This window comes from Pseudomonas azotoformans (assembly GCF_900103345.1).
GTDB lineage: Bacteria > Pseudomonadota > Gammaproteobacteria > Pseudomonadales > Pseudomonadaceae > Aquipseudomonas > Aquipseudomonas azotoformans.
In genome coordinates, this window is the sequence record NZ_LT629702.1 from 3,855,863 (window position 1) to 3,876,081 (window position 20,219).

The following is a 20,219-nucleotide window of genomic DNA, read 5'->3' on the forward strand; positions in this document are numbered from 1 at the left end:
CGAAAAACGTCAACGATAACGCGTGCATCCTGGATGCACGCGGTGCCTATGCGTTCTTCGCGAGCAAGCTCGCTCCTACAGGTGGGCTTTTTTATGCCCGATAGACGCGCTGGAAACCCTCGCGAATCTTGTCTTCGGGCAACTCATCGGCAATAAACACAATCACACTCTCCCGCGCCTCGCCTTCGGCCCATTCGGTATCCCAATCGAAGCCGTAGAGCTTCAGCACGCCCTGGAACACCATGCGCCGGTCTTCCCCGGCAATGTTCAGCACGCCCTTGTAGCGCAGCAGTTGCTTGCCGTGGTCTTCCAGCAGTTCGTTCATGAACTCACTGAGTCGGTCGATATCCAGCGGCTGGTCGGTGCGCAGCACCAGGCTGGAGATACGGTCGATGGACGGTGCGGCGCGCACCGGGCGCAGGCTCATGCCCGCGTTGAGGTTGAAGCCGCGCACATCGAGCAGTTCGGCCAAATCAATCTTGCCGTGCTCGACCACACGAATCGGCGCACGGCGGTTGATACGTGTGAGGCGTTCGCTGAGTGCCTCGAAGGTGGCGTTATCCACCAGGTCGCGCTTGCTCACCAGCAGGCGGTCGGCAAAGCCGATCTGGGCCTGGGCGATGGTCTGGGTCAGGTGGTGCTCGGCGTGGGCCGCGTCCACCAGGGTGATGATGCCGTCGAGGATGTAGCGCTCACGCAATTCCTCGTCGATGAAAAAGGTCTGGGCCACCGGAGCCGGGTCGGCCAGGCCGGTGCACTCGATCACCAGGCGGTCGAAGGCGATCTCGCCGCTGTCCAGGCGTTCGAGCAGCAGGTACAAGGCTTTGGTCAGGTCGGTGTGGATGGTGCAGCACACGCAGCCGTTAGACAGGGTCATGACTTGCACCGGCTCTGCGCCCAATAGCTGGGTGTCGATACCGGCGTCGCTGAATTCGTTTTCGATCACGGCGATTTTCAGGCCATGCTCGGCCTTGAGCAGGTGGCGTAGCAAGGTGGTCTTGCCGGCGCCGAGGAAGCCGCTGAGGACGGTAACCGGAATGGGAGAGGACAAAATATTCTCCTTGAAGGAACACTGAAACAAATGTGGGAGGGGGCTTGCCCCCGATAGCAGCGTGTCAGGCACTTATCTGTCACTGACACACCGCTATCGGGAGCAAGCCCCCTCCCACAGGGATATTGCGTTAACTCAACAGCACTTGGGCCCACCCTTGCCGCCGTAACGGGCTTCCTGGCGTTCCCGGAAGAACGCCTTGTAGTCCATCACCGGCTTGTCCGGGTGTTTGGTTTGCATATGCTCGACGTAGGTGTCGTAGTCGGGCATGCCGACCATCAGGCGTGCGGCCTGACCGAGGTATTTACCGAGGCGACTGATGTCATTGAACATGGTTGCAACCCTCGATTACGCGTCCGGTACGGCCTGGAACGGGGCTTCTTTATCCGTACGTTCTTTGTTGCCCCAGGCGGCGACACCGACTTTGAGCGCATAGAACAGGATGCTGAACACCACGAACAGGAACAGCGCCGTCAGCGTTGCGTTGGTGTAGGCGTTGTAGATCACGTGCTGCATCTGGTCGATGCTCTTGGCCGGGGCCAGGATCTGGCCGTTGGCCAATGCATCGCTGTACTTCTTGGCCAGGGACAGGAAGCCGATCGCCGGGTTCGCGTCGAACAGCTTGATGAAGCCCGCCGTGGTGGTGCAGATCAGCAGCCACACGGCCGGCAGCATGGTCACCCAGATGTAGCGCTGGCGTTTCATTTTGATCAGCACAACGGTGGCCAGCATCAGCGCGATACCCGCCAGCATCTGGTTGGAGATACCGAACAGCGGCCACAAGGTGTTGATACCGCCCAGTGGGTCGATCACGCCCTGGTACAGCAGATAACCCCACATCGCCACGCAGCCTGCCGTTGCAATGAGGTTGGCGGTCCACGACTCGGTGCGTTTCAGCGCCGGCACGAAAGAGCCCAGCAGGTCTTGCAGCATGAAACGACCGGCACGGGTGCCCGCATCCACCGCCGTCAGGATGAACAGCGCTTCAAACAGGATCGCAAAGTGGTACCAGAACGCCATGGTGTTTTCACCCGGCAGTACATTGTGCAGGATCTGTGCGATACCCACCGCCAAGGTCGGTGCACCGCCGGCACGCGCCAGGATGGTGGTCTCACCGATGTCATGGGCCACGGCTTGCAGCGCCTCAGGCGTGATCGCAAAACCCCAGCTGCTGACGGTTTGCGCCACGGCAACCACATCACCACCGACCACAGCAGCCGGGCTGTTCATGGCGAAGTACACGCCCGGCTCGATCACCGAAGCGGCAACCATCGCCATAATCGCCACGAACGACTCCATCAGCATGCCGCCGTAACCGATGTAGCGGGCGTTGGTTTCGTTGTCCAGCAGCTTGGGCGTGGTGCCAGAGGAGATCAGCGCGTGGAACCCCGAGACCGCGCCACAGGCGATGGTAATGAACAGGAACGGGAACAAGCCGCCCTTCCACACCGGGCCCGTGCCGTCGATGAACTGGGTCAGGGCCGGCATTTTCAGCTCGGGCATGGTGACCAGGATGCCGATCGCCAGGGCGATGATGGTGCCGATTTTCAGGAAGGTGGAGAGGTAGTCACGCGGTGCCAGGATCAGCCACACCGGCAGTACCGCCGCGACAAAACCGTAACCGATCAACATCCAGGTGATCTGGATACCGGTGAAGGTGAACGCCTTGGCCCAGACCGGGTCAGCGGCAATCTGCCCGCCCAGCCAGATCGAACCCAGCAGCAACAGCACGCCGATGATCGAGATTTCACCGATGCGGCCCGGGCGGATGTAGCGCATGTAGATGCCCATGAACATCGCGATCGGGATGGTCGCCATCACCGTGAAGATGCCCCATGGGCTCTCGGCCAGGGCCTTGACCACGATCAGCGCCAGCACCGCAAGGATGATGATCATGATCAGGAAGCAGCCGAACAGCGCGATGGTCCCCGGGATGCGGCCCATCTCTTCGCGAACCATGTCCCCCAGGGAGCGGCCATTGCGACGGGTGGACAGGAACAGGACCATGAAGTCCTGCACCGCACCGGCCAGTACCACGCCGGCAATCAGCCAGAGCGTGCCGGGCAGGTAGCCCATTTGCGCCGCCAGTACCGGGCCGACCAGCGGGCCTGCACCGGCAATCGCCGCAAAGTGGTGACCAAAAAGGATGTGTTTGTTGGTCGGCACATAGTCCAGACCATCGTTGTTGAGCACTGCGGGGGTGGCCCGCCGTGGATCGAGCTGCATCACATTATTAGCGATGAACAGACTGTAGTAGCGGTACGCAACCAGGTAGATGGCCACAGCAGCGACCACAATCCACAAGGCGTTGATCGCCTCGCCGCGGCGCAAGGCCACTACGCCCAGGGCGCACGCTCCTACGATTGCCAGCACCAGCCAGGGTAGGTGGCGTAGCAGGCTATTATTATTTTTCATTTTTATATTCCAGCCAGGGTGGACAGAAAGGACAGCCGTTCCGAGTTTAGCGCTGTTGGCTTTAAAGACCACCCCCCTACATTGGTCTAGAGCCTTCTGTGGGCAAAAAAAGCAGAAATATCGGGCCAATGATGGCGCAGGGCTACAATCCTCCTATCTCCAGAGGGTTTCACCATGACCGAGCAACCGTCTGACCGCCGTCGTTTCCGTCGCATCGCCTTTGACGCTAAAACCGAAATTCGGCAAAACGGCCGCGAATGGCCGGTGCAATTGGTGGATTTGTCGCTAAAGGGCCTGCTGGTGCAACGGCCGGAAGACTGGAAGGGCAACAAGGCACTGCCGTTCGACGTCGATATCCGCCTGGATCCCAAGGCGCATATAAAGATGCAGGTGCGACTGGCCCATGAAGATGATGGTCAGTTGGGTTTTGTGTGCCAGCACATCGACCTGGACTCGATCAGCCACTTGCGGCGGCTGATCGAGTTGAACCTGGGTGATGAGGATGAGCTGCACCGGGAGTTGGACGCTTTGCTGGAAGTGTGACGACTCAGGGAAATGCCGTACGCGCCGGGAAGTCGCTTTCCGACTCCCAGAAGCCGGCTTTCTGAGTCGACGCAGCCTGCCAGAGGCCATCGGCAAAACGGTAGGTGGTGTAACGGGTGGCGAAGTCTTCGTCCCCATCACCGTCCATGAAGGACGACACTTGCAGCAATTCATCCGCCCCGCCCGCGGTTGGCGTCGACGCCTGCCAGGCGGCCTTGCCGGTCTGGGCCAGGGTCAGTGGCTTGATCTTGCCGTCGGTGCCTTTGTAGTCCATTGGTTTGAGTTGTTGTTTGGCGGGCATTAACACCTGCGTGGCCGGGCCGCTGTAGCTACCCATCGGCGCGGTTTGGTCGATGACCAGGAAATACACCGTCTCCGGCAAGCCCTTGAGCGGGGCTTTCTTGACCTCGGCCAACGGGTAACCGAGGTCTTCATGGGCGATCACGTCACCGGAGGCCGACACTAACCGCACCTGGGCTTCCAGCAGCGGTTTTTCCACCAAGTCGCCGGGCTCGTCGAACGAGTCCTCATCCAACCCATTGCCCCAACTGTCCTTGTGCAATTGAGCGCTGATGCGTTGGTCTTCGAGCACCTGTAGAACGCTGCCGTCATCCGTTGCCAGCTTTTGCGCCAGACGATAACCGGCGGGCAACTCGGCCCACGCCAAAGCGGGCAGCCCGGCCAAGGCGACAAACAGGGCGACTGCGCCCCAGCATTTCGATGGTTGCATGGCATTCATCCCTGATTTATTCGAACAGTGCATCCAGCGCCTGCTCCAGGCGCGTGACCCCAATAATTTTTATGCCTGGCGGCGACTCTTTCGGCGCATTGCCCTTGGGCACGATTGCGCGTTTAAAGCCGTGCTTGGCCGCTTCCTTCAACCGTTCCTGACCACTCGGTACCGGGCGCACTTCGCCCGACAGGCCGACCTCGCCAAACACCAGCAGGTCGTGAGGCAGCGGTTTATTGCGCAAGCTCGACATGACCGCCGCCATCAACGCCAGGTCGGACGCGGTTTCCAGCACCTTGACCCCGCCGACCACGTTAAGGAACACGTCCTGGTCATGGGTCGGAATGCCACCGTGGCGGTGCAGGACCGCCAATAGCATCGCCAGGCGGTTCTGGTCCAGGCCCAGGGTCACGCGGCGCGGGTTGGCCAGGTGGCTGTCATCCACCAGTGCCTGCACTTCCACCAGCATCGGGCGGGTGCCTTCCCACGTTGCCATCACCACGCTGCCCGGGACTTCTTCCTGGGCACGGGTCAGAAAGATCGCCGACGGGTTGGAGACCTCTTTCAGTCCCCGGTCGGTCATGGCGAACACGCCCAATTCGTTTACCGCCCCGAAGCGGTTCTTCACCGCCCGCAGCAAACGCAGGCGGCCATCCGATTCACCTTCGAAATACAGCACCGTGTCGACCATATGCTCCAGCACCCGAGGCCCGGCCAGCGCGCCTTCCTTGGTGACGTGGCCGACCAGGAAGATCGCCGTGCCACTCTGCTTGGCATACCGCACCAGCAGCGCCGCGCTCTCGCGCACCTGGGACACGCCGCCCGGCGCCGATTGCAGTTGCTCGGTGAAAATGGTCTGGATCGAGTCGATCACCATGACCTTGGGCTTTTCGATACGGGCCGTGGCGATGATGCTTTCGATGCAGGTTTCGGTCATGACCCGCAATTGGTCCTGGGGCAACCCCAGGCGGCGGGCGCGCATGGCCACTTGCTGCTGGGATTCTTCGCCGGTGACGTACAGCGCCGGCATGCGGCTGGCGATGCTGCACAGGGTTTGCAGCAAAATCGTCGACTTGCCGATGCCCGGGTCACCGCCGATCAGCACCACCGAGCCGTCCACCAGGCCGCCGCCCAGCACGCGGTCCAACTCGCCGGATGCCGTGGAAAATCGCGGGATTTCTTCGACGCTGACTTCAGCCAGGGTCTTGATCTGCGCCTGCTGCCCGGTCCAGCCGGCACGGCCGGTGGGGGCCGCCGCGCCGCCGCTCTCGATCATGGTTTCAGTCAGGGTGTTCCACGCACCGCACTCGGTGCACTGGCCGGCCCACTTGGGAAAGGTCGCGCCGCACTCCGTGCAGCCGTACATGCGCTTGGCCTTTGCCATTTGAGAACCTCCAACCGAAAAAACGCGATGATAGCTCAGCGCGACGCCGGGGTCCGGATTTCACCACTGGCCAAGCGTGAAGCACTGTTGCCGACCGGGTCTTCGGCATTGAGATCGGCACCTTTGGCCTTGAGTTCATCGAGCAGCTCGACACGCTTGAACAGCCCGGCGTACATGGCGGCGGTCTGTCCGGCGCCGTTGCGCTGGTCGGGGTTGCAGTCGGTGGCCAGCAGGCGCTGGGCGATTTTCAGCTCGCCCTTGAAGATCGCCCCCATCAGCGCGGTGTTGCCGCGTTTGTCCTGCACGCAGGCGTCGGCACCGGCAGTGAGCAGGCGTTCCACGAACGGCCCCTGGCCGTGGTAGGCCGCGAGGATCAGCGCGGTATAGCCCTTGTCGTCCTGGGTGTTGAGGCTGTAGCCGGCGTCGATGAAGGTGTTGAGCATGTCGAGGTCGCCACGGCGGGCGGCGTCGAAGTAGTAGTCCTGCAACTGGGCCTTGAGCGCTACCGGGTCGGGAGTCTCGGCATGGGCGACAAAGGCCAGCATGGTCATCAGCAAGCCGATAGAAATTCGCATGGGTTTTCTCCTGCCAGGGGTCGACGCCCGTATCGGGGCGTCGACCGTAACCAACGGATCAGTCAGTCAGTTTTTCCGCCAGCGCCTTCACGCGCGCCAGGTCACCCTTGGCCACCTTGGCCACGCCGGTGCCATATTCCGGGTCGGCTTTGTAAAGGAACGACAGGATGATGTGCTTGCTCTCGTCATCGGTGGTCGCCAGCGAGCCGCCGAAGTTTTCGATCAGGTCCTGACGCTCTTTCTTGTTGAAGGAGCGGTACAGATCGCCGGCCTGCTTGAAGTTCTGCTCACGCTGGATCTTCGCCTGCTGGGTGCTGCCCGACAGTGCCGACTGGCTGTAGCGCGCGGTTTGTGGCTCTTCCCGTGGCATCAGCCGGCTTGGCTGGTAGTTCACACCGGTGGTGGTCTTGCCGAAGTTCATCGCGCCGTCCTGGTTGCCGTTGTTGACGGTCACCCGTGGCGCGTTGATCGGCAGTTGCAAGGCGTTGGCGCCCAAGCGGTACATCTGGGTGTCGGCGTAGGAAAACACCCGGCCTTGCAGCAGACGGTCTTCCGACGGCTCGATGCCCGGCACCAGGTTGGCCGGGGCCATGGCCACTTGCTCGGTTTCCTGGAAGACGTTGGCCGGGTTGCGGTTCAGCACCATTTGTCCGACTTTGCGCTCGGGTACATCCGGCCAGATCTTGGTGGCGTCCAACGGGTCGAAATCGAACTTGGCCAGGTCTTCAGGCTTGAGCACCTGCACGTACAGGTCCCACTTGGGGAAGTCGCCTTTGTTGATGTGGGTGACCAGGTCGTTGGTCATGTGGCTGTAGTCGCGGCCCTGCACTTCGGTGACCTGCTTGGGATCGAGGTTCTTGATGCCTTGCAGGCTCTTCCAGTGGAACTTGACGTAGTGCACTTCACCCTTGGCGTTGATCAGCTTGTAGGCGTGCACACCGTTGCCGTCCATCTCCCGGTAACTGGCCGGGGTGCCGGAGTCGGAGTACAGCTCGGTCAGGGTACGGGTGGCTTCGGGTACGTGGGAGAAGAAGTCGAAACGACGCGAGTCGTCATCCAGGTTGGTACGCGGGTCTGGCTTGAAGGCGTGGACCATGTCCGGGAACTTGATGGCATCGCGGATGAAGAACGTCGGGAAGTTGTTGCCCACCAGGTCCCAGTTGCCCTCGGCGGTGTAGAACTTGGTGGCGAAACCGCGTGGGTCACGCAGGGTTTCCGGGGAGTGGTTGCCGTGAACCACGGCGGAAAAGCGCACGAACACTGGAGTGGCCTCGCCGGCCGCAAACACCTTGGCCTTGGTCAGGTCGCTGAGGCCGTCAGTGACGGTGAAGGTACCGTGGGCGCCGGTGCCACGCGCGTGTACGACGCGCTCGGGGATGCGCTCGCGATCGAAACGCTGCAATTTCTGAATAAGCTGCACGTCCTGGAGCAGCACCGGGCCATTGGCGCCGGCGGTTTGCGAGTTCTGGTTGTCGCCGACGGCGGCACCGTTATCGCGGGTCAGGTTGGCGGCGTGTACCGACAGGGAAAGCAGGCTGGCGGTCACCAGTACCAGCGCGGATCGCGCGGTAACAGGCCCGCGGCTCATTGGGGTCTTCATCGAGGTTTCCTCTGGTTTTTTTAGTGCACATTCAGTTGTGCTTGCCAGAGGCTAGTGACCCGCGAGTCAGAAGATAAATAGAAAAGCCGTACCAACCCGATTGATAAAATAATCTGGTAAGTGGCTGATTTGGCGAGTATTTCGCGCGCGATTGATGGCACTTTGCAAACTAATTGCGTTTTAATGTGTCGATAAAAGCTGACAGTGTTAGCGGTTGTTTCAGGCAAGCCCTCTACGACTGACTTACACTGGGTACCACCCTTCTCATCTGTAACAAGGAATAACCTATGGGCGTGATCAGTGAGTTCAAGGCCTTCGCGGTCAAAGGTAATGTGGTCGACATGGCCGTCGGTATTATCATCGGCGCCGCCTTCGGCAAAATTGTTTCCTCGTTTGTAGGCGATGTGGTGATGCCGCCCATTGGTCTGTTGATCGGGGGCGTGGACTTCGGTGACCTGGCGATAACGCTCAAGGCCGCCCAAGGCGATGTGCCTGCGGTGGTCCTGGCATACGGCAAGTTCATCCAGAGCGTCATCGACTTTGTGATCGTCGCGTTTGCGATTTTCATGGGTGTGAAGGCAATCAACCGCCTCAAGCGTGAAGAGGCCGTGGCACCGAGCCTGCCGCCGACGCCAACCAAGGAAGAAGTGTTGCTGGGTGAGATCCGCGATCTGCTCAAGGTACAGAACGACAAGCCGCGGCTATAAGCCAGACGGTTACAAGCCTCTGTAGGAGCGAGCTTGCTCGCGAAAAAACTCAACGATATCGCGTGAAAGCTGGATAAACGCAGTGCCTATGAGTCCTTCGCGAGCAAGCTCGCTCCTACAAAAGCGCTTTTTTATTACCAGTAGTTTTCCACCGCCACCTGGCCAGGTCGACGGCTCAAGCTCAGGTTCATATCGCGCTGCTTGAGCAACTGGCGCGTGTCATCGACCATCTGCGGGTTGCCACAGATCAGCACGCGGGAATGCTCCGGGGTCAGTTCGACGCCCGCCGCGCGCTCCAACTCGCCGTTTTCAATCAACGTGGTGATGCGCCCATTCAAAGCGCCCGCATGTTGCTCACGCGTGACGATGGGGATGTAGGTGAACTTGTGCGCGTATTCGGCCAGGTACTCGCGTTCGCCCAACGTGTTGATCAGCGCTTGGTAAGCCAACTCTTTGGCTTCGCGTGCGCTGTACACCAGGATGATGCGTTCGAATTTCTCCCAGACCTCGAAGTCCTGCAGGATCGACAAAAACGGTGCCACCCCGGTGCCCGTTCCCAGCATCCACAGGTCGCGACCATCGACGAACCGGTTCAAGGTCAGGAACCCCGTGGCCTGGCGCTCCACCATCAAGGTATCGCCCACGCGCAGGCGGCTCAGTTCGCTGGTGAACTCACCTTCCGGAACGACAATCGAGAAGAAGTCCAAGTGCTCATCAAACGGCGAGGACACCAAGGAATACGCACGCCATACCGTGCTGCCATCCGCCTTGGTAACCCCCAGGCGCACAAACTGGCCCGCGGTAAAACGAAAGCCCGGGTCGCGGGTGGTGCGCAGGGTAAACAGGCTGGGGGTCAGCGATTGCACGTCGAGCAAGGTCTGGCGGGTAAATTTCTCAGCACTGGCCGTCATGGGGGGCTCCGTTCTACAGGTGCCCTAGTGTCGCTCAAAGTGGCGTGCGGAAACACCTACGATAGGTAGTGGCATCACGCGAGCACGCAGTGATGGCAACTTAATTGCACCGCTAATCAATTCGCTATTAGCCCTTCAAGTCGCTTCATAAATTCGCTGTTAGTTGATTGTTACAGAGGCTTCAAGCCACTCATAAATCGCAGTTTTCTTACTCGCCACTTACTTAGCCAAGTAACGTTCCTGCGGAAAAATTCTTAAAGCTTGCCACCCAAGAACGAAATTTTCCTCTCTCCCTGTAGTCCGTGTCCTACACTGATTTTCGTGCAGCTATGGGGGTTAAGGACGTACCCCAAGTCACGGAGAATCCATGGAGATTTACCCATGCTTAACTGGCGCAATAAACGACTCAGTACGCTGGAAGGTGAGAACGAGGTCATCAGCGTATTTGAACTGACTGTCAACAAAACCTACGAACTCGGCTTCCAAAACTGTTCCTTCAAGATGAGTTCTCAACTCCCAAAGAGCCAAATCAAACCCATAGAATTTACAAACTATTCAAACGAATGGAAAAAACTCTACGACCAAGCGCATTACTTCGATGTAGACCCCGTAGTAAAGCATTGCAAGGAATGTGTATTACCCATTGTCTGGCAGGAGGAAACATTCAAAGACGTGCCCAGCCTTTGGTCTTTGGCCCAAACCTTAGGCGTACACAAAGCGTTGACCATCAGCGTGCATGATTTCCGAGGAGTGTTCAGCATGCTGACGTTGAGCCGTGGCAAGGGTGACATCAGCCCGGAAGAATTGTATGAAAAAGCGGGAATGGTGTTATGGCTCTGTCACGCCATGCATGCCGTACTGGCGCAGAAATTTGCCGAAAAACCCAGCGTCAACCCCGTAAACAAATTGACTCCGCGGGAAACGGAAGTCCTCATGTGGTCAGGCAAGGGCAAGACTGCGGCGGATATCGCCGCCATTCTTTGCTTGTCCGAGCGTACGGTGGGTTTTCATGTGTGCAGTTGCCTCAAGAAACTGGGGGTCAACAACAAGATCGCCGCCGTGCTTCGCGCTGCGCAGGAAGGGATTATTTAACCGGCCAAGAAACACCACATGTAATCCCGCTGAAATAAACGTAACATTTACCGCCCATTCTGAGTGTTGAGCCGCCCCTCCGGGGGGTAGCCCGTAGTGCACTCAGACGGTTCGGCCGCCAGAGTCGAACACCCATTGTTTACCCAGAGCCTCCCCCGCCATGCCCCTGCTCGAAAGCCCCTTTGCCCAGCTCGATCTGATCCGCCAGCCAGAGCAACACAACGATCCGCTGCAAGCCTTCGATGCCGCCGACGAGTACCTGCTCAGCCATTTGGCCGAACAGCAGCCGGCCGCACACACCCGGGTGCTGGTGCTCAATGACAGCTTCGGCGCCCTTGCCGCCAGCCTTCAGGGCCAGGTGCAGGTGACCTCCAGTGGCGACTCGTTCCTGGCGGCGCAAGGCCTGGAAAAAAACCTGGTGCGCAACGCCAAGGCGTTCGACGCTGTACGGTTCATCCCCGCCAGCCACCTCCCCACCGGGCCATTTGACCGCGTGCTGATCCGCGTACCCAAAACCCTGGCATTGCTGGAAGAACAACTGATCCGCTTGCAAGGCCAGCTCGCCCCAGGCGCCGAAGTGATCGCCGGGGCGATGATCAAGCATTTGCCACGGGCGGCGGGCGAGTTGTTGGAACGCTATATCGGGCCGATGCACGCATCGCTTGCGGTAAAAAAGGCGCGATTGCTGATCGCCACCGCAGAGGATCGCCCCGCTGCCGTCTCGCCCTACCCCACCCGCTACGCCCTGGACACACCGGCGATCGAGCTGCTGAACCACGCCAACGTGTTCTGCCGTGAAAGCCTGGACATCGGCACCCGCGCGTTCCTGCCCCACCTGCCGAAAAACCTGGGCAACGCCCGCGTGGCAGACCTGGGTTGCGGCAACGGCGTACTGGCGATTGCCAGCGCCCTGCAAAACCCCGAAGCGCATTACACCTTGGTGGACGAGTCCTACATGGCCGTGCAGTCGGCGCTGGAGAACTGGCAAGCCGCCCTCGGTGAACGTGATGTGGTGGTGCGTGCCGCCGACGGCCTGGCCGGGCAAGAGCCACAATCCCTGGACGTGGTGCTGTGCAACCCACCGTTCCACCAGCAGCAGGTGGTTGGTGATTTCCTCGCCTGGCGCATGTTCCAGCAGGCACGGGAAGCACTGGTGGTGGGCGGCGCCCTCTATATAGTCGGCAACCGACATTTGGGTTATCACACCAAGCTGGCGCGCCTGTTCCGGGGTGTCGAGCAAGTCGCCACCACGCCGAAGTTCGTGATCCTCAAGGCGCGCAAATAAAAAAACCCTGCTTCTCTCGCAAGAAGCAGGGCTGGAAAGCCGGGCCGCAAAGCCCGGATCGGGATATCAGTGAGTGGTCAGGCCGGCCGCATTCATAAACATGCGCATCAGGCTGGCCACGACGAACAGGGCCAGCACACTGCCGGTCCAGATCATCGCCAGCCACCCCAGGCGCCGCCACAATGGCTGCTTCTCGGCCTGTTCAATCTCGTGCAACGAAGGTTTGCCGGACATGAAACGACCCTCCTAGTGATAACCGTCTTCGTGGGTGACCTTGCCGCGGAACACGTAGTAGCTCCAGAAGGTATAGCCCAGGATGAACGGGATAATGAACAGCGTACCCACCAGCATGAAGCCCTGGCTTTGCGGCGGCGCGGCAGCATCCCAAATTGAGACTGACGGCGGGATAATGTTCGGCCACAGGCTGATACCCAAACCGCTGTAGCCCAGGAAGATCAGCACCAGCGTCAGCAGGAACGGCGTGTAGTGCGCATTACGGGCCACCGCGCGGATCAGCCCATACATGGTCACCAGCACCAGGATCGGCACTGGCAGGAACCAGAACAGGTTCGGCAGGGTGAACCAGCGCGAGGCGATTTCCGGGTGCGTCAACGGCGTCCAGATACTCACGATGCCGATCACCGCCAGCACCACGAAGGCCAATGGCCGCGCCAGATTGTGCATCTTTTCCTGCAACGAGCCTTCGGTCTTCATGATCAGCCAGGTGCAGCCGAGCAACGCATAAGCCACGATCAGCGCCACGCCGCAGAACATCGTGAACGGCGTGAGCCAGTCCAGCGAACCGCCGGCAAACTGGCGATTCACCACTGGAATGCCATCGATGAACGCACCCAGCGCCACGCCCTGGAAGAATGTTGCCGCCAGCGAGCCGCCAATGAATGCCTTGTCCCACAGGTGACGCTTGTGGTCCTTGGCCTTGAAGCGGAATTCGAAGGCTACACCGCGGAAGATCAGCCCGATCAGCATCAGGATCAGCGGCAGGTACAGCGCCGACAGCACCACCGAATAGGCCAGCGGGAACGCACCGAACAACGCCGCGCCACCGAGTACCAGCCAGGTTTCGTTACCATCCCACACCGGGGCCACGGTGTTCATCATCACATCACGGTCGGTCTTGCCCGGGATAAACGGAAACAGGATGCCGATACCCAGGTCGAAACCGTCCATGACCACGTACATCATGATGCCGAAGATGATGATCACGGCCCAGATCAGCGGAAGATCAATACCCATCTCAATGCCCCTTGTGCTGGATGTGGGTGTGGTCGTCATCGCTGCCATCATCGGCGGCGGACAACGGACGGGCCGGTGTACGTTTCTGGCCAGGGCCACCGTGGGTGGGCTCGCTGCCTTCATGGGTCTGAGGCCCTTTGCGCACCAGGCGCATCATGTAGCCCAGGCCTGCGCCGAACAGCGCGAAGTACACCACCACGAACAACACCAGGGTGATGGTCATCTGCGCCAGGCTATGCCCGGAGGACGCGTCCGCCGTGCGCATCAAGCCGTAGACCACCCACGGCTGGCGGCCGATCTCGGTGGTGAACCAACCTGCAAGAATCGCGATCAGGCCGGACGGCCCCATCCACAACGCCAGGTACAGGAACGGCTTGGACGTGTACATCTTGTCGCCCCGGCGCAGCCAGAGGCTGAACAGGCCAGTGAAGATCATCAGGAAGCCCAGGCCGACCATGACCCGGAACGACCAGAATACGATGGTCGAGTTGGGGCGGTCTTCCGGTGGAAACTCCTTGAGGGCCGGCACCTGTTTGTCCAGGGAGTGGGTAAGAATCAGGCTGCCCAGGTACGGGATTTCCACCGCGTACTTGGTTTTCTCGGCTTTCATGTCGGGCCAGCCGAAGAGGATCAACGGCGTCGGTTCATTGCCGATGTTTTCCCAGTGGCCTTCAATCGCGGCGATTTTCGCCGGTTGGTGCTTCAAGGTATTGAGGCCATGGAAGTCGCCGATCACCGCCTGGATGGGCGCAACAATCAGGGCCATCCACATCGCCATCGAGAGCATCTTGCGGATCGCCGGGTTGTCCTTGCCGCGCAGCAAGTGCCAGGCCGCCGAGGAACCGACGAAGAACGCAGTGGCCACGAAGGCTGCCGTGGCCATGTGCGCCAGGCGATAGGGGAACGATGGGTTGAAGACCACGGCGAACCAGTCGGTCGGGATCACCCGGCCATCGATGATTTCAAAGCCCTGGGGCGTCTGCATCCAGCTGTTGGACGAGAGGATCCAGAACGTGGAAATCAGCGTACCCACGGCCACCATCACGGTGGAGAAAAAGTGCAGGTTGCGCCCGACCTTGTTCCAGCCGAACAGCATCACGCCGAGGAAACCGGCTTCGAGGAAGAAGGCCGTGAGCACTTCGTACGTGAGCAGCGGGCCGGTGACGGCGCCGGCAAAGTCCGAGAAGCGGCTCCAGTTGGTGCCGAACTGGTAGGCCATGACCAAACCGGACACCACACCCATGCCGAAGTTGACGGCAAAGATCTTCGACCAGAAGTGGTAGAGGTCACGGTAGGTGTCGTTGTGGGTCTTGAGCCACAAGCCTTCCAGCACCGCGAGGTAACTGGCCAGGCCGATGGTGATCGCCGGGAACAGGATGTGGAAAGAGATGGTGAACGCAAATTGAATTCGGGCGAGATCGAGCGCCTCCAAACCGAACATATGTCTTCCTCTGTCAGGTAATACCGGCTGCTGGCGGGAGCCTGCACCCACTGCCCCCACGGATATGGAGCCTGGCGAATTTCGATTCGTTTCTTTTTTTCAACCAACCGCGTAGGGAATCTGGCCCTGAGGCCGCCAGGCCGATGCCCGGGCGGGCATTGATCTGGATCAAGCATTGCTGAAAGAGTAGTCCCATTTTCAGGATTGAACTGTGTGGTCTTTTGCCGCGTGACAGACTGCCTCAGCTCAGTTGTTGCAACTATCTGTTACAACTTAATGATAATCTCGGCGTTCCCTCCGGCTCTGATCTGAATTCCCCGATGCCTAGCGAACCCGCGTTGCTGTTGCGTCACCACCGCCCTTTCATCGCGTTCTGGCTGGCGCGCATCTTCACCGCCAGCGGCTTCCAGATGCTCACCGTGGCCATCGGCTGGAACCTCTACCAACTGACCGGCAATGTGCTGGACCTGGGGTTGGTCGGCCTGGTGGAGTTCGTACCTCGCGTGCTGTTCATGTTGCACACCGGGCACGTGGCCGACCGCTATGAGCGGCGCAAGGTGGCCGCCATCTGCCAGACCGTGCAGGCGCTGATTGCCCTGAGCCTGGCCATCGGCGGCCTGACCGGCAGCGTGACCCGCGAGATGATCTTTATCCTCGCCTTCCTGCTCGGCGCTGCGCGCTCCTTTGAAATGCCCACCACCCAGGCGATGCTGCCGAGCATCGTGCCCAGCGCGCTGTTCCCGAGGGCCGTGGCTTCATCGCAGTCTGCCCAGCAATTGGCAACCATTGTCGCGCCGGCGCTCGGCGGTTTGCTCTATGCGTTCGGCAGCGTATGGGTGTATGGCCCCACCGTGGTGCTTTACCTCATTGCCTGCATGCTGACCCTCAACCTGCCCGCCCGCCAGACTCCGCTCAACAAGGGCAAGGCCACCCTGGATTCGCTGCTGGCCGGCATCCGTTTTATCCGCAGCCGCCCGGACATCCTCGGCGCCATCTCCCTCGATCTGTTTGCCGTGCTGCTGGGCGGCGCGACCGCTTTGCTGCCGGTGTTCGCCAAGGACATCCTGCTGACCGGCGCCTGGGGCCTGGGCCTGCTGCGCTCGGCGCCGGCGGTGGGCGCGTTGTTGATGTCGCTGTGGCTGGCGCGGTTCTCGGTGGACCGCCATGTGGGCCGCGTAATGTTCACTGCTGTAGGCGTGTTCGGCGTGGCGACTATCGCCTTCGGCCTGTCCACCTCCTTCTGGTTTTCCCTGGCGGTGCTGGTGGTACTGGGGGCGGCGGATATGATCAGCATGGTCATCCGTGCGTCGTTTGTGCAGTTGGAAACCCCGGATGAAATGCGCGGCCGCGTCAGTGCGGTCAACGGCCTGTTTATCGGCGCATCCAACCAGTTGGGTGAGTTCGAATCGGGCATTACCGCCCACTGGTTCGGCACCGTTCCCGCCGTGGTCATGGGCGGGATCGGTACGCTGGTGGTGACGGGCGTGTGGATCAAGCTGTTCCCGACCCTGGCGAATCGGGATCGCATGCACGTACCGGTGGAAGAAGCGAAGGTCTAGAGCACCTTGTCCAGGGTGATGGGAAATTCCCGCACCCGTTTGCCGGTGGCGTGATAAATCGCGTTCGCCACCGCCGCCGCTACGCCGACAATGCCGATCTCTCCCACGCCCTTGGACCCGAGGGCGTTGACGATCTCGTCATGTTCCTCGACAAACACCACGTCGATCTCGCCAATGTCCGCGTTCACCGGGATGTGGTATTCGGCCAGGCTGTGGTTCATGAAGCGCCCCAACTGATGATCGGTCTGGGTTTCTTCATGCAGGGCCATGCCGATGCCCCACACCACCCCGCCGAGAATCTGGCTGCGGGCCATCTTGGGGTTGACCACGCGCCCGGCGGCAATCGCACTGACCACCCGGCGGACCTTGACGGTGCCCAGGTCCTCATCCACCTGCACCTCAACGAAGACGGCCGAATGGGTGGCGGTGCTGTAGCCCTCGCGTTTTTTGTCGGGCTCGCTGTCGACCTGCACCTCCAGCGCGTCCTCGCCGCTGTCCTTGACCAACTGCGCCAACGACACACTCACGTCACCGGTGTGCAACTGGCCGTCTGCAAAGCGTACGGATTCTGCCTGCGTGAAGACCGGGTATGTCTGCCGGGCAATGGCCAGCAGTTTGCCGGTCAACGCCTCGCAGGCCTGCTGCACCGCCGTGCCCACCGAGGAAACGGTAAAAGAACCACCCTGCAGCGGTGCGGTGGGCAGTGAGGAATCGCCCAACAAAAAGGTCACGTCGTCGACCGCCACACCACTGGCCTGCGCCGCAATCTGGGTCATCACCGTATAAGTGCCGGTGCCGACATCGGTGGTGGCGCTGCTGACCGTCAGCTTGCCCTGCGCGTCGATCCGCGCCTTGGCACTGGCCTTCATCTGCATGGCTTCCCACACCCCGCCGGCCATGCCCCAGCCGATCAACTGGCGACCGTCGCGCATGCTGCGCGGTTCCGGGTTGCGCTGGCTCCAGCCGAAACGCTCGGCACCTTCGCGGTAACATTCGCGCAGGGCCTTGCTCGACCAGGGTTTGTCTTCGTTCTGGTTGCGCTCGGCGTAGTTGATCAACCGCAGTTGCACCGGGTCGATCCCCAAGGCGCAGGCCAGTTCATCCATGGCGCACTCCAGGCCGATCACCCCGAGCGCTGCGCCAGGCGCGCGCATGTCCAGGGGCGTGAACACGTCCAGAGGCACCAGCTTGTAGGTCAGTTGCACGTTGTCGCAGTGGTAGAGCATGCCGCTCCACTCCACCACATGCTCACTGAAATCCTCGAAGCGCGAGGTCTGGCCGATGGCAGTGTGCCCCAGCGCGAGCAAACGGCCGTTGGCAGCGGCGCCCAGCTGCAAACGCTGCAAGGTGCGTGGGCGGTAGCCGAAGGTAAACATCTGTTGGCGGGTCAGGGTGACGCGCACCGAGCGTTTCAGCGCCAGGGAGGCCATCACCGCCAACGGCAATTGGTACTGCGGGCGCAAGCCAGAGCCAAACGCGCCACCGACGAACGCGGCAAAGATGCGCACCTGGCTTTGGTCCAGGCCGAAGACCTTTTGCACATAGGCCTGGCAGTTCTGCGGGCCTTGGGTCTTGTCATGGATATGCAGGGTGCCGTCCGCCTGATACAGCACAGTGCTGGCGTGGGGTTCCATCGGGTTGTGGTGCTCGATGGGCGTGCTGTAGTGCACGTCGAGACTGACGGCGGCGCCGGTCCACTCGGCCTGGAAGTTGCCGCGCGGCTTGGGCGGGGTTTGCGGCGAGGCGTAGGCCTGTTCCTGCATGGCCAGCAGGTCGGTTTCGAAGGCTTCGGTTGCGTACTCGATCTCCACCAGGGAACCGGCATGCCGCGCCAGTTCGAGGTTATCGGCGATCACCAAGGCCAGGGGCTGGCCGCTGTACAGCACGCGGTCGTTGTACAGCGGGCGGAACGGCGAGCCGTCGGCGGCGTCGGCGTCCTGGAACGCATCGTCGTAGCTGGCGATTTTAGGGCGATTGAGGTGATGGATCACCTCCACCACGCCCGGCAGGGCCAGCGCCTTGGAAGCATCGATGCGCAGCACCCGGCCCTTGGCGACGGTGCTGGACACCACGCTGCCATGCAGCAAGCCATCCTCGGGAAACTCACCGGCGTAACGCGCCTGGCCGGTGACCTTGAGCAGACCGTCGACCCGGTCCAAGGGTTTGCCGATGGCAGTCATGGGCGTTCTCCTGCGACAGCGGCGTCACTCAGGGCACGAATGATGCCCCGGCGCGCCAGCTTGATTTTGAAGCCGTTGTGCGCCAGGGGTTCGGCGTCTTGCAGCAGGGCATCGGCGGCTTGGCTAAAGGTTTCGCGGCTGACGACCTGGCCGATCAGCCCGGCCTCCACCGCGCGGTCGCGCCAGGGTTTATGGGCCACCCCGCCGAGTGCCAGGCGTGCGTCGACGATGATGTCGCCGTCCAGCTCAAGGGCTGCGGCGACGGACACCAAGGCAAAGGCGTAAGACGCGCGGTCGCGAATCTTCAGGTAGTTGCTATGGCTTGCCAGGTTGTCGGCAGGCAGTTCGATGGCGGTGATCAGCTCATCGTCGGCCAGCAGGTTGTCGCGTTGCGGGGTGTCGTCGGGCAAGCGGTGGAAGTCGGCGAACTCAATGATCCGCGCACCGCCACGGCCCTCGACATGCACCCGCGCCGCCAACGCCGCCAAGGCGACACACATGTCCGAAGGGTGGGTAGCGACGCACTGCTCACTCGCCCCCAGGATTGCGTGGATACGGTTCAAGCCGGTGCGCGCCGGGCAGCCACTGCCAGGCTCGCGCTTGTTGCACGGCACCGTGGCGTCATAGAAGTAGTAGCAACGGGTGCGTTGCAGCAGGTTGCCACCGGTACTGGCCATGTTGCGCAGTTGCGGCGAGGCACCCGCGAGGATGGCCTGGGAAAGCAAGGGATAATGCTGTTCGATCAGCGGATGCCAGGCCAGGTCGGCATTGCTCACCAGGGCGCCAATCAACAGCCCGCCAGTGGCCGTCTGCTGAATGTCATGCAACGGCAGGCCGGTGATATCAATGAGATGTTCGGGGCGGCTGATGTTTTCTTTCATCAGGTCCAGCAGGTTGGTGCCCCCGGCGATAAAGCGCGATGCAGCGCTGCTGAGGTGCACGGCCTCCTGTACGCCGGTCGGCCGGCTGTAATGGAAGGGGTTCATGGTTTGCCCTCCAGGACTTCCTCGATGGCATCGCGGATATTGCTGTAGGCGCCACAGCGGCACAGGTTGCCGCTCATCAATTCCTGGATTTGCGCGGTGTCGTGGGCGCGGCCTTCGTTGGCCAGGCCCACGGCGGAACAGATCTGGCCGGGGGTGCAGTAGCCGCATTGGAAGGCGTCATGCTTGATAAACGCCTGCTGCATCGGGTGCAGTTGGTCGCCGTCGGCCAGGCCTTCGATGGTGGTCAGCTCGGCGCCGTCGCACATCACCGCCAGGGTCAGGCAGGCATTGATCCGCTTGCCATCGCGCAACACCGTGCAGGCGCCGCATTGGCCGTGGTCGCAGCCTTTTTTGCTGCCGACAAGGTCAAGTTGCTCGCGCAGCAGGTCGAGCAGTGTGGTCCAGGGCAACACATCCAGTTGGCGATCCTGGCCGTTGAGGCTCAGGCGTATCGAGTGGCTGACGAACGGTTGGGCCGCCGCGCCATTGGGGGTTGCGCTCATAAA

At 61.1% G+C, this 20,219-nt stretch carries 19 protein-coding genes; 5 read left to right on the forward strand and 14 right to left on the reverse strand.

Going from position 1 to position 20,219, the window contains the following annotated elements; translation table 11 throughout:
- Positions 1 to 91: 91 nt before the first annotated feature.
- The 3 genes from yjiA to BLR69_RS17360 all read right to left on the reverse strand — a co-directional run bounded on the left by yjiA (position 92) and on the right by BLR69_RS17360 (position 3,466).
- Entirely contained in the window at positions 92 to 1,051 is a 960-nt protein-coding gene (gene yjiA, locus BLR69_RS17350; RefSeq protein ID WP_071493615.1) for a GTPase, read from the reverse strand.
- A 135-nt stretch (positions 1,052 to 1,186) separates the two neighbouring features.
- On the reverse strand, positions 1,187 to 1,384 hold the full coding sequence (locus BLR69_RS17355) for a YbdD/YjiX family protein (protein WP_003194308.1): 198 nt from the start codon (positions 1,382 to 1,384) through the stop codon (positions 1,187 to 1,189).
- Between the two features lie 15 nt (positions 1,385 to 1,399).
- Positions 1,400 to 3,466 carry a carbon starvation CstA family protein gene (locus tag BLR69_RS17360; protein WP_071493616.1) on the reverse strand — a complete coding sequence of 689 codons (2,067 nt, stop codon included), beginning with the start codon at positions 3,464 to 3,466 and terminating at the stop codon, positions 1,400 to 1,402.
- Between the two features lie 174 nt (positions 3,467 to 3,640).
- Here BLR69_RS17360 and BLR69_RS17365 point away from each other — a divergent pair, with 174 nt between their 5' ends.
- Positions 3,641 to 4,009, forward strand: coding sequence for a PilZ domain-containing protein (locus tag BLR69_RS17365; protein ID WP_071493617.1), 369 nt, complete (start codon positions 3,641 to 3,643; stop codon positions 4,007 to 4,009).
- A 4-nt stretch (positions 4,010 to 4,013) separates the two neighbouring features.
- Here the strand turns inward: BLR69_RS17365 and BLR69_RS17370 are convergent, their stop codons facing one another.
- From BLR69_RS17370 to katB, 4 genes are read right to left on the reverse strand one after another with little or no spacing between them, the layout of a single operon-like run.
- Positions 4,014 to 4,748, reverse strand: a complete 735-nt coding sequence (locus tag BLR69_RS17370; RefSeq protein ID WP_371858628.1) for a hypothetical protein — start codon at positions 4,746 to 4,748, stop codon at positions 4,014 to 4,016.
- 7 nt (positions 4,749 to 4,755) lie between these two features.
- On the reverse strand, positions 4,756 to 6,123 hold the full coding sequence (radA, locus tag BLR69_RS17375) for a DNA repair protein RadA (RefSeq protein WP_058427705.1): 1,368 nt from the start codon (positions 6,121 to 6,123) through the stop codon (positions 4,756 to 4,758).
- A 35-nt stretch (positions 6,124 to 6,158) separates the two neighbouring features.
- Positions 6,159 to 6,698, reverse strand: a complete 540-nt coding sequence (locus BLR69_RS17380) for an ankyrin repeat domain-containing protein (RefSeq protein WP_071493618.1) — start codon at positions 6,696 to 6,698, stop codon at positions 6,159 to 6,161.
- 58 nt (positions 6,699 to 6,756) lie between these two features.
- A complete protein-coding gene (gene katB / locus BLR69_RS17385; protein ID WP_071493619.1) occupies positions 6,757 to 8,298 on the reverse strand; it encodes a catalase KatB in 1,542 nt (513 codons plus the stop codon).
- A gap of 287 nt (positions 8,299 to 8,585) precedes the next feature.
- Between katB and mscL the strand changes: the two genes are divergently transcribed.
- Positions 8,586 to 9,005 carry a large-conductance mechanosensitive channel protein MscL gene (gene mscL / locus BLR69_RS17390; RefSeq protein ID WP_071493620.1) on the forward strand — a complete coding sequence of 140 codons (420 nt, stop codon included), beginning with the start codon at positions 8,586 to 8,588 and terminating at the stop codon, positions 9,003 to 9,005.
- A gap of 134 nt (positions 9,006 to 9,139) precedes the next feature.
- Here mscL and BLR69_RS17395 read toward each other — a convergent pair whose 3' ends face one another.
- Positions 9,140 to 9,916, reverse strand: coding sequence for a ferredoxin--NADP reductase (locus BLR69_RS17395; protein WP_071493621.1), 777 nt, complete (start codon positions 9,914 to 9,916; stop codon positions 9,140 to 9,142).
- 381 nt (positions 9,917 to 10,297) lie between these two features.
- On the opposite strand from BLR69_RS17395, the gene BLR69_RS17400 reads away from it, so the two are divergent.
- Positions 10,298 to 11,008, forward strand: coding sequence for a helix-turn-helix transcriptional regulator (locus BLR69_RS17400; RefSeq protein WP_071493622.1), 711 nt, complete (start codon positions 10,298 to 10,300; stop codon positions 11,006 to 11,008).
- A 160-nt stretch (positions 11,009 to 11,168) separates the two neighbouring features.
- Positions 11,169 to 12,293 (forward strand): methyltransferase, encoded by a 1,125-nt coding sequence (locus BLR69_RS17405; RefSeq protein WP_071493623.1) that lies wholly within the window; start codon positions 11,169 to 11,171, stop codon positions 12,291 to 12,293.
- Positions 12,294 to 12,359: 66 nt separating this feature from the next.
- Here BLR69_RS17405 and BLR69_RS17410 read toward each other — a convergent pair whose 3' ends face one another.
- Genes BLR69_RS17410 through BLR69_RS17420 form a run of 3 tightly spaced genes read right to left on the reverse strand, consistent with a single transcriptional unit; the run spans position 12,360 to position 14,988 of the window.
- Complete coding sequence (locus BLR69_RS17410) at positions 12,360 to 12,527, reverse strand: DUF2474 domain-containing protein (protein WP_010206690.1); 168 nt, start codon at positions 12,525 to 12,527, stop codon at positions 12,360 to 12,362.
- 12 nt (positions 12,528 to 12,539) lie between these two features.
- Entirely contained in the window at positions 12,540 to 13,547 is a 1,008-nt protein-coding gene (cydB, locus tag BLR69_RS17415; RefSeq protein WP_058427711.1) for a cytochrome d ubiquinol oxidase subunit II, read from the reverse strand.
- Between the two features lies 1 nt (position 13,548).
- A complete protein-coding gene (locus BLR69_RS17420; protein ID WP_058427712.1) occupies positions 13,549 to 14,988 on the reverse strand; it encodes a cytochrome ubiquinol oxidase subunit I in 1,440 nt (479 codons plus the stop codon).
- Between the two features lie 320 nt (positions 14,989 to 15,308).
- Here BLR69_RS17420 and BLR69_RS17425 point away from each other — a divergent pair, with 320 nt between their 5' ends.
- On the forward strand, positions 15,309 to 16,547 hold the full coding sequence (locus BLR69_RS17425; protein WP_071493624.1) for an MFS transporter: 1,239 nt from the start codon (positions 15,309 to 15,311) through the stop codon (positions 16,545 to 16,547).
- Here BLR69_RS17425 and BLR69_RS17430 read toward each other — a convergent pair.
- The 3 genes from BLR69_RS17430 to BLR69_RS17440 are packed head-to-tail and all read right to left on the reverse strand — an operon-like array spanning position 16,544 to position 20,216.
- A complete protein-coding gene (locus BLR69_RS17430; RefSeq protein WP_071493625.1) occupies positions 16,544 to 18,727 on the reverse strand; it encodes a xanthine dehydrogenase family protein molybdopterin-binding subunit in 2,184 nt (727 codons plus the stop codon). The two genes, BLR69_RS17425 and BLR69_RS17430, sit on opposite strands and share 4 nt — an antisense overlap.
- On the reverse strand, positions 18,724 to 19,713 hold the full coding sequence (locus BLR69_RS17435; protein WP_071493626.1) for an FAD binding domain-containing protein: 990 nt from the start codon (positions 19,711 to 19,713) through the stop codon (positions 18,724 to 18,726). Before BLR69_RS17435 ends, BLR69_RS17430 begins: the two co-directional genes overlap by 4 nt.
- A complete protein-coding gene (locus tag BLR69_RS17440) occupies positions 19,710 to 20,216 on the reverse strand; it encodes a (2Fe-2S)-binding protein (protein WP_071493627.1) in 507 nt (168 codons plus the stop codon). Before BLR69_RS17440 ends, BLR69_RS17435 begins: the two co-directional genes overlap by 4 nt.
- Between the last annotated feature and the right edge of the window lie 3 nt (positions 20,217 to 20,219).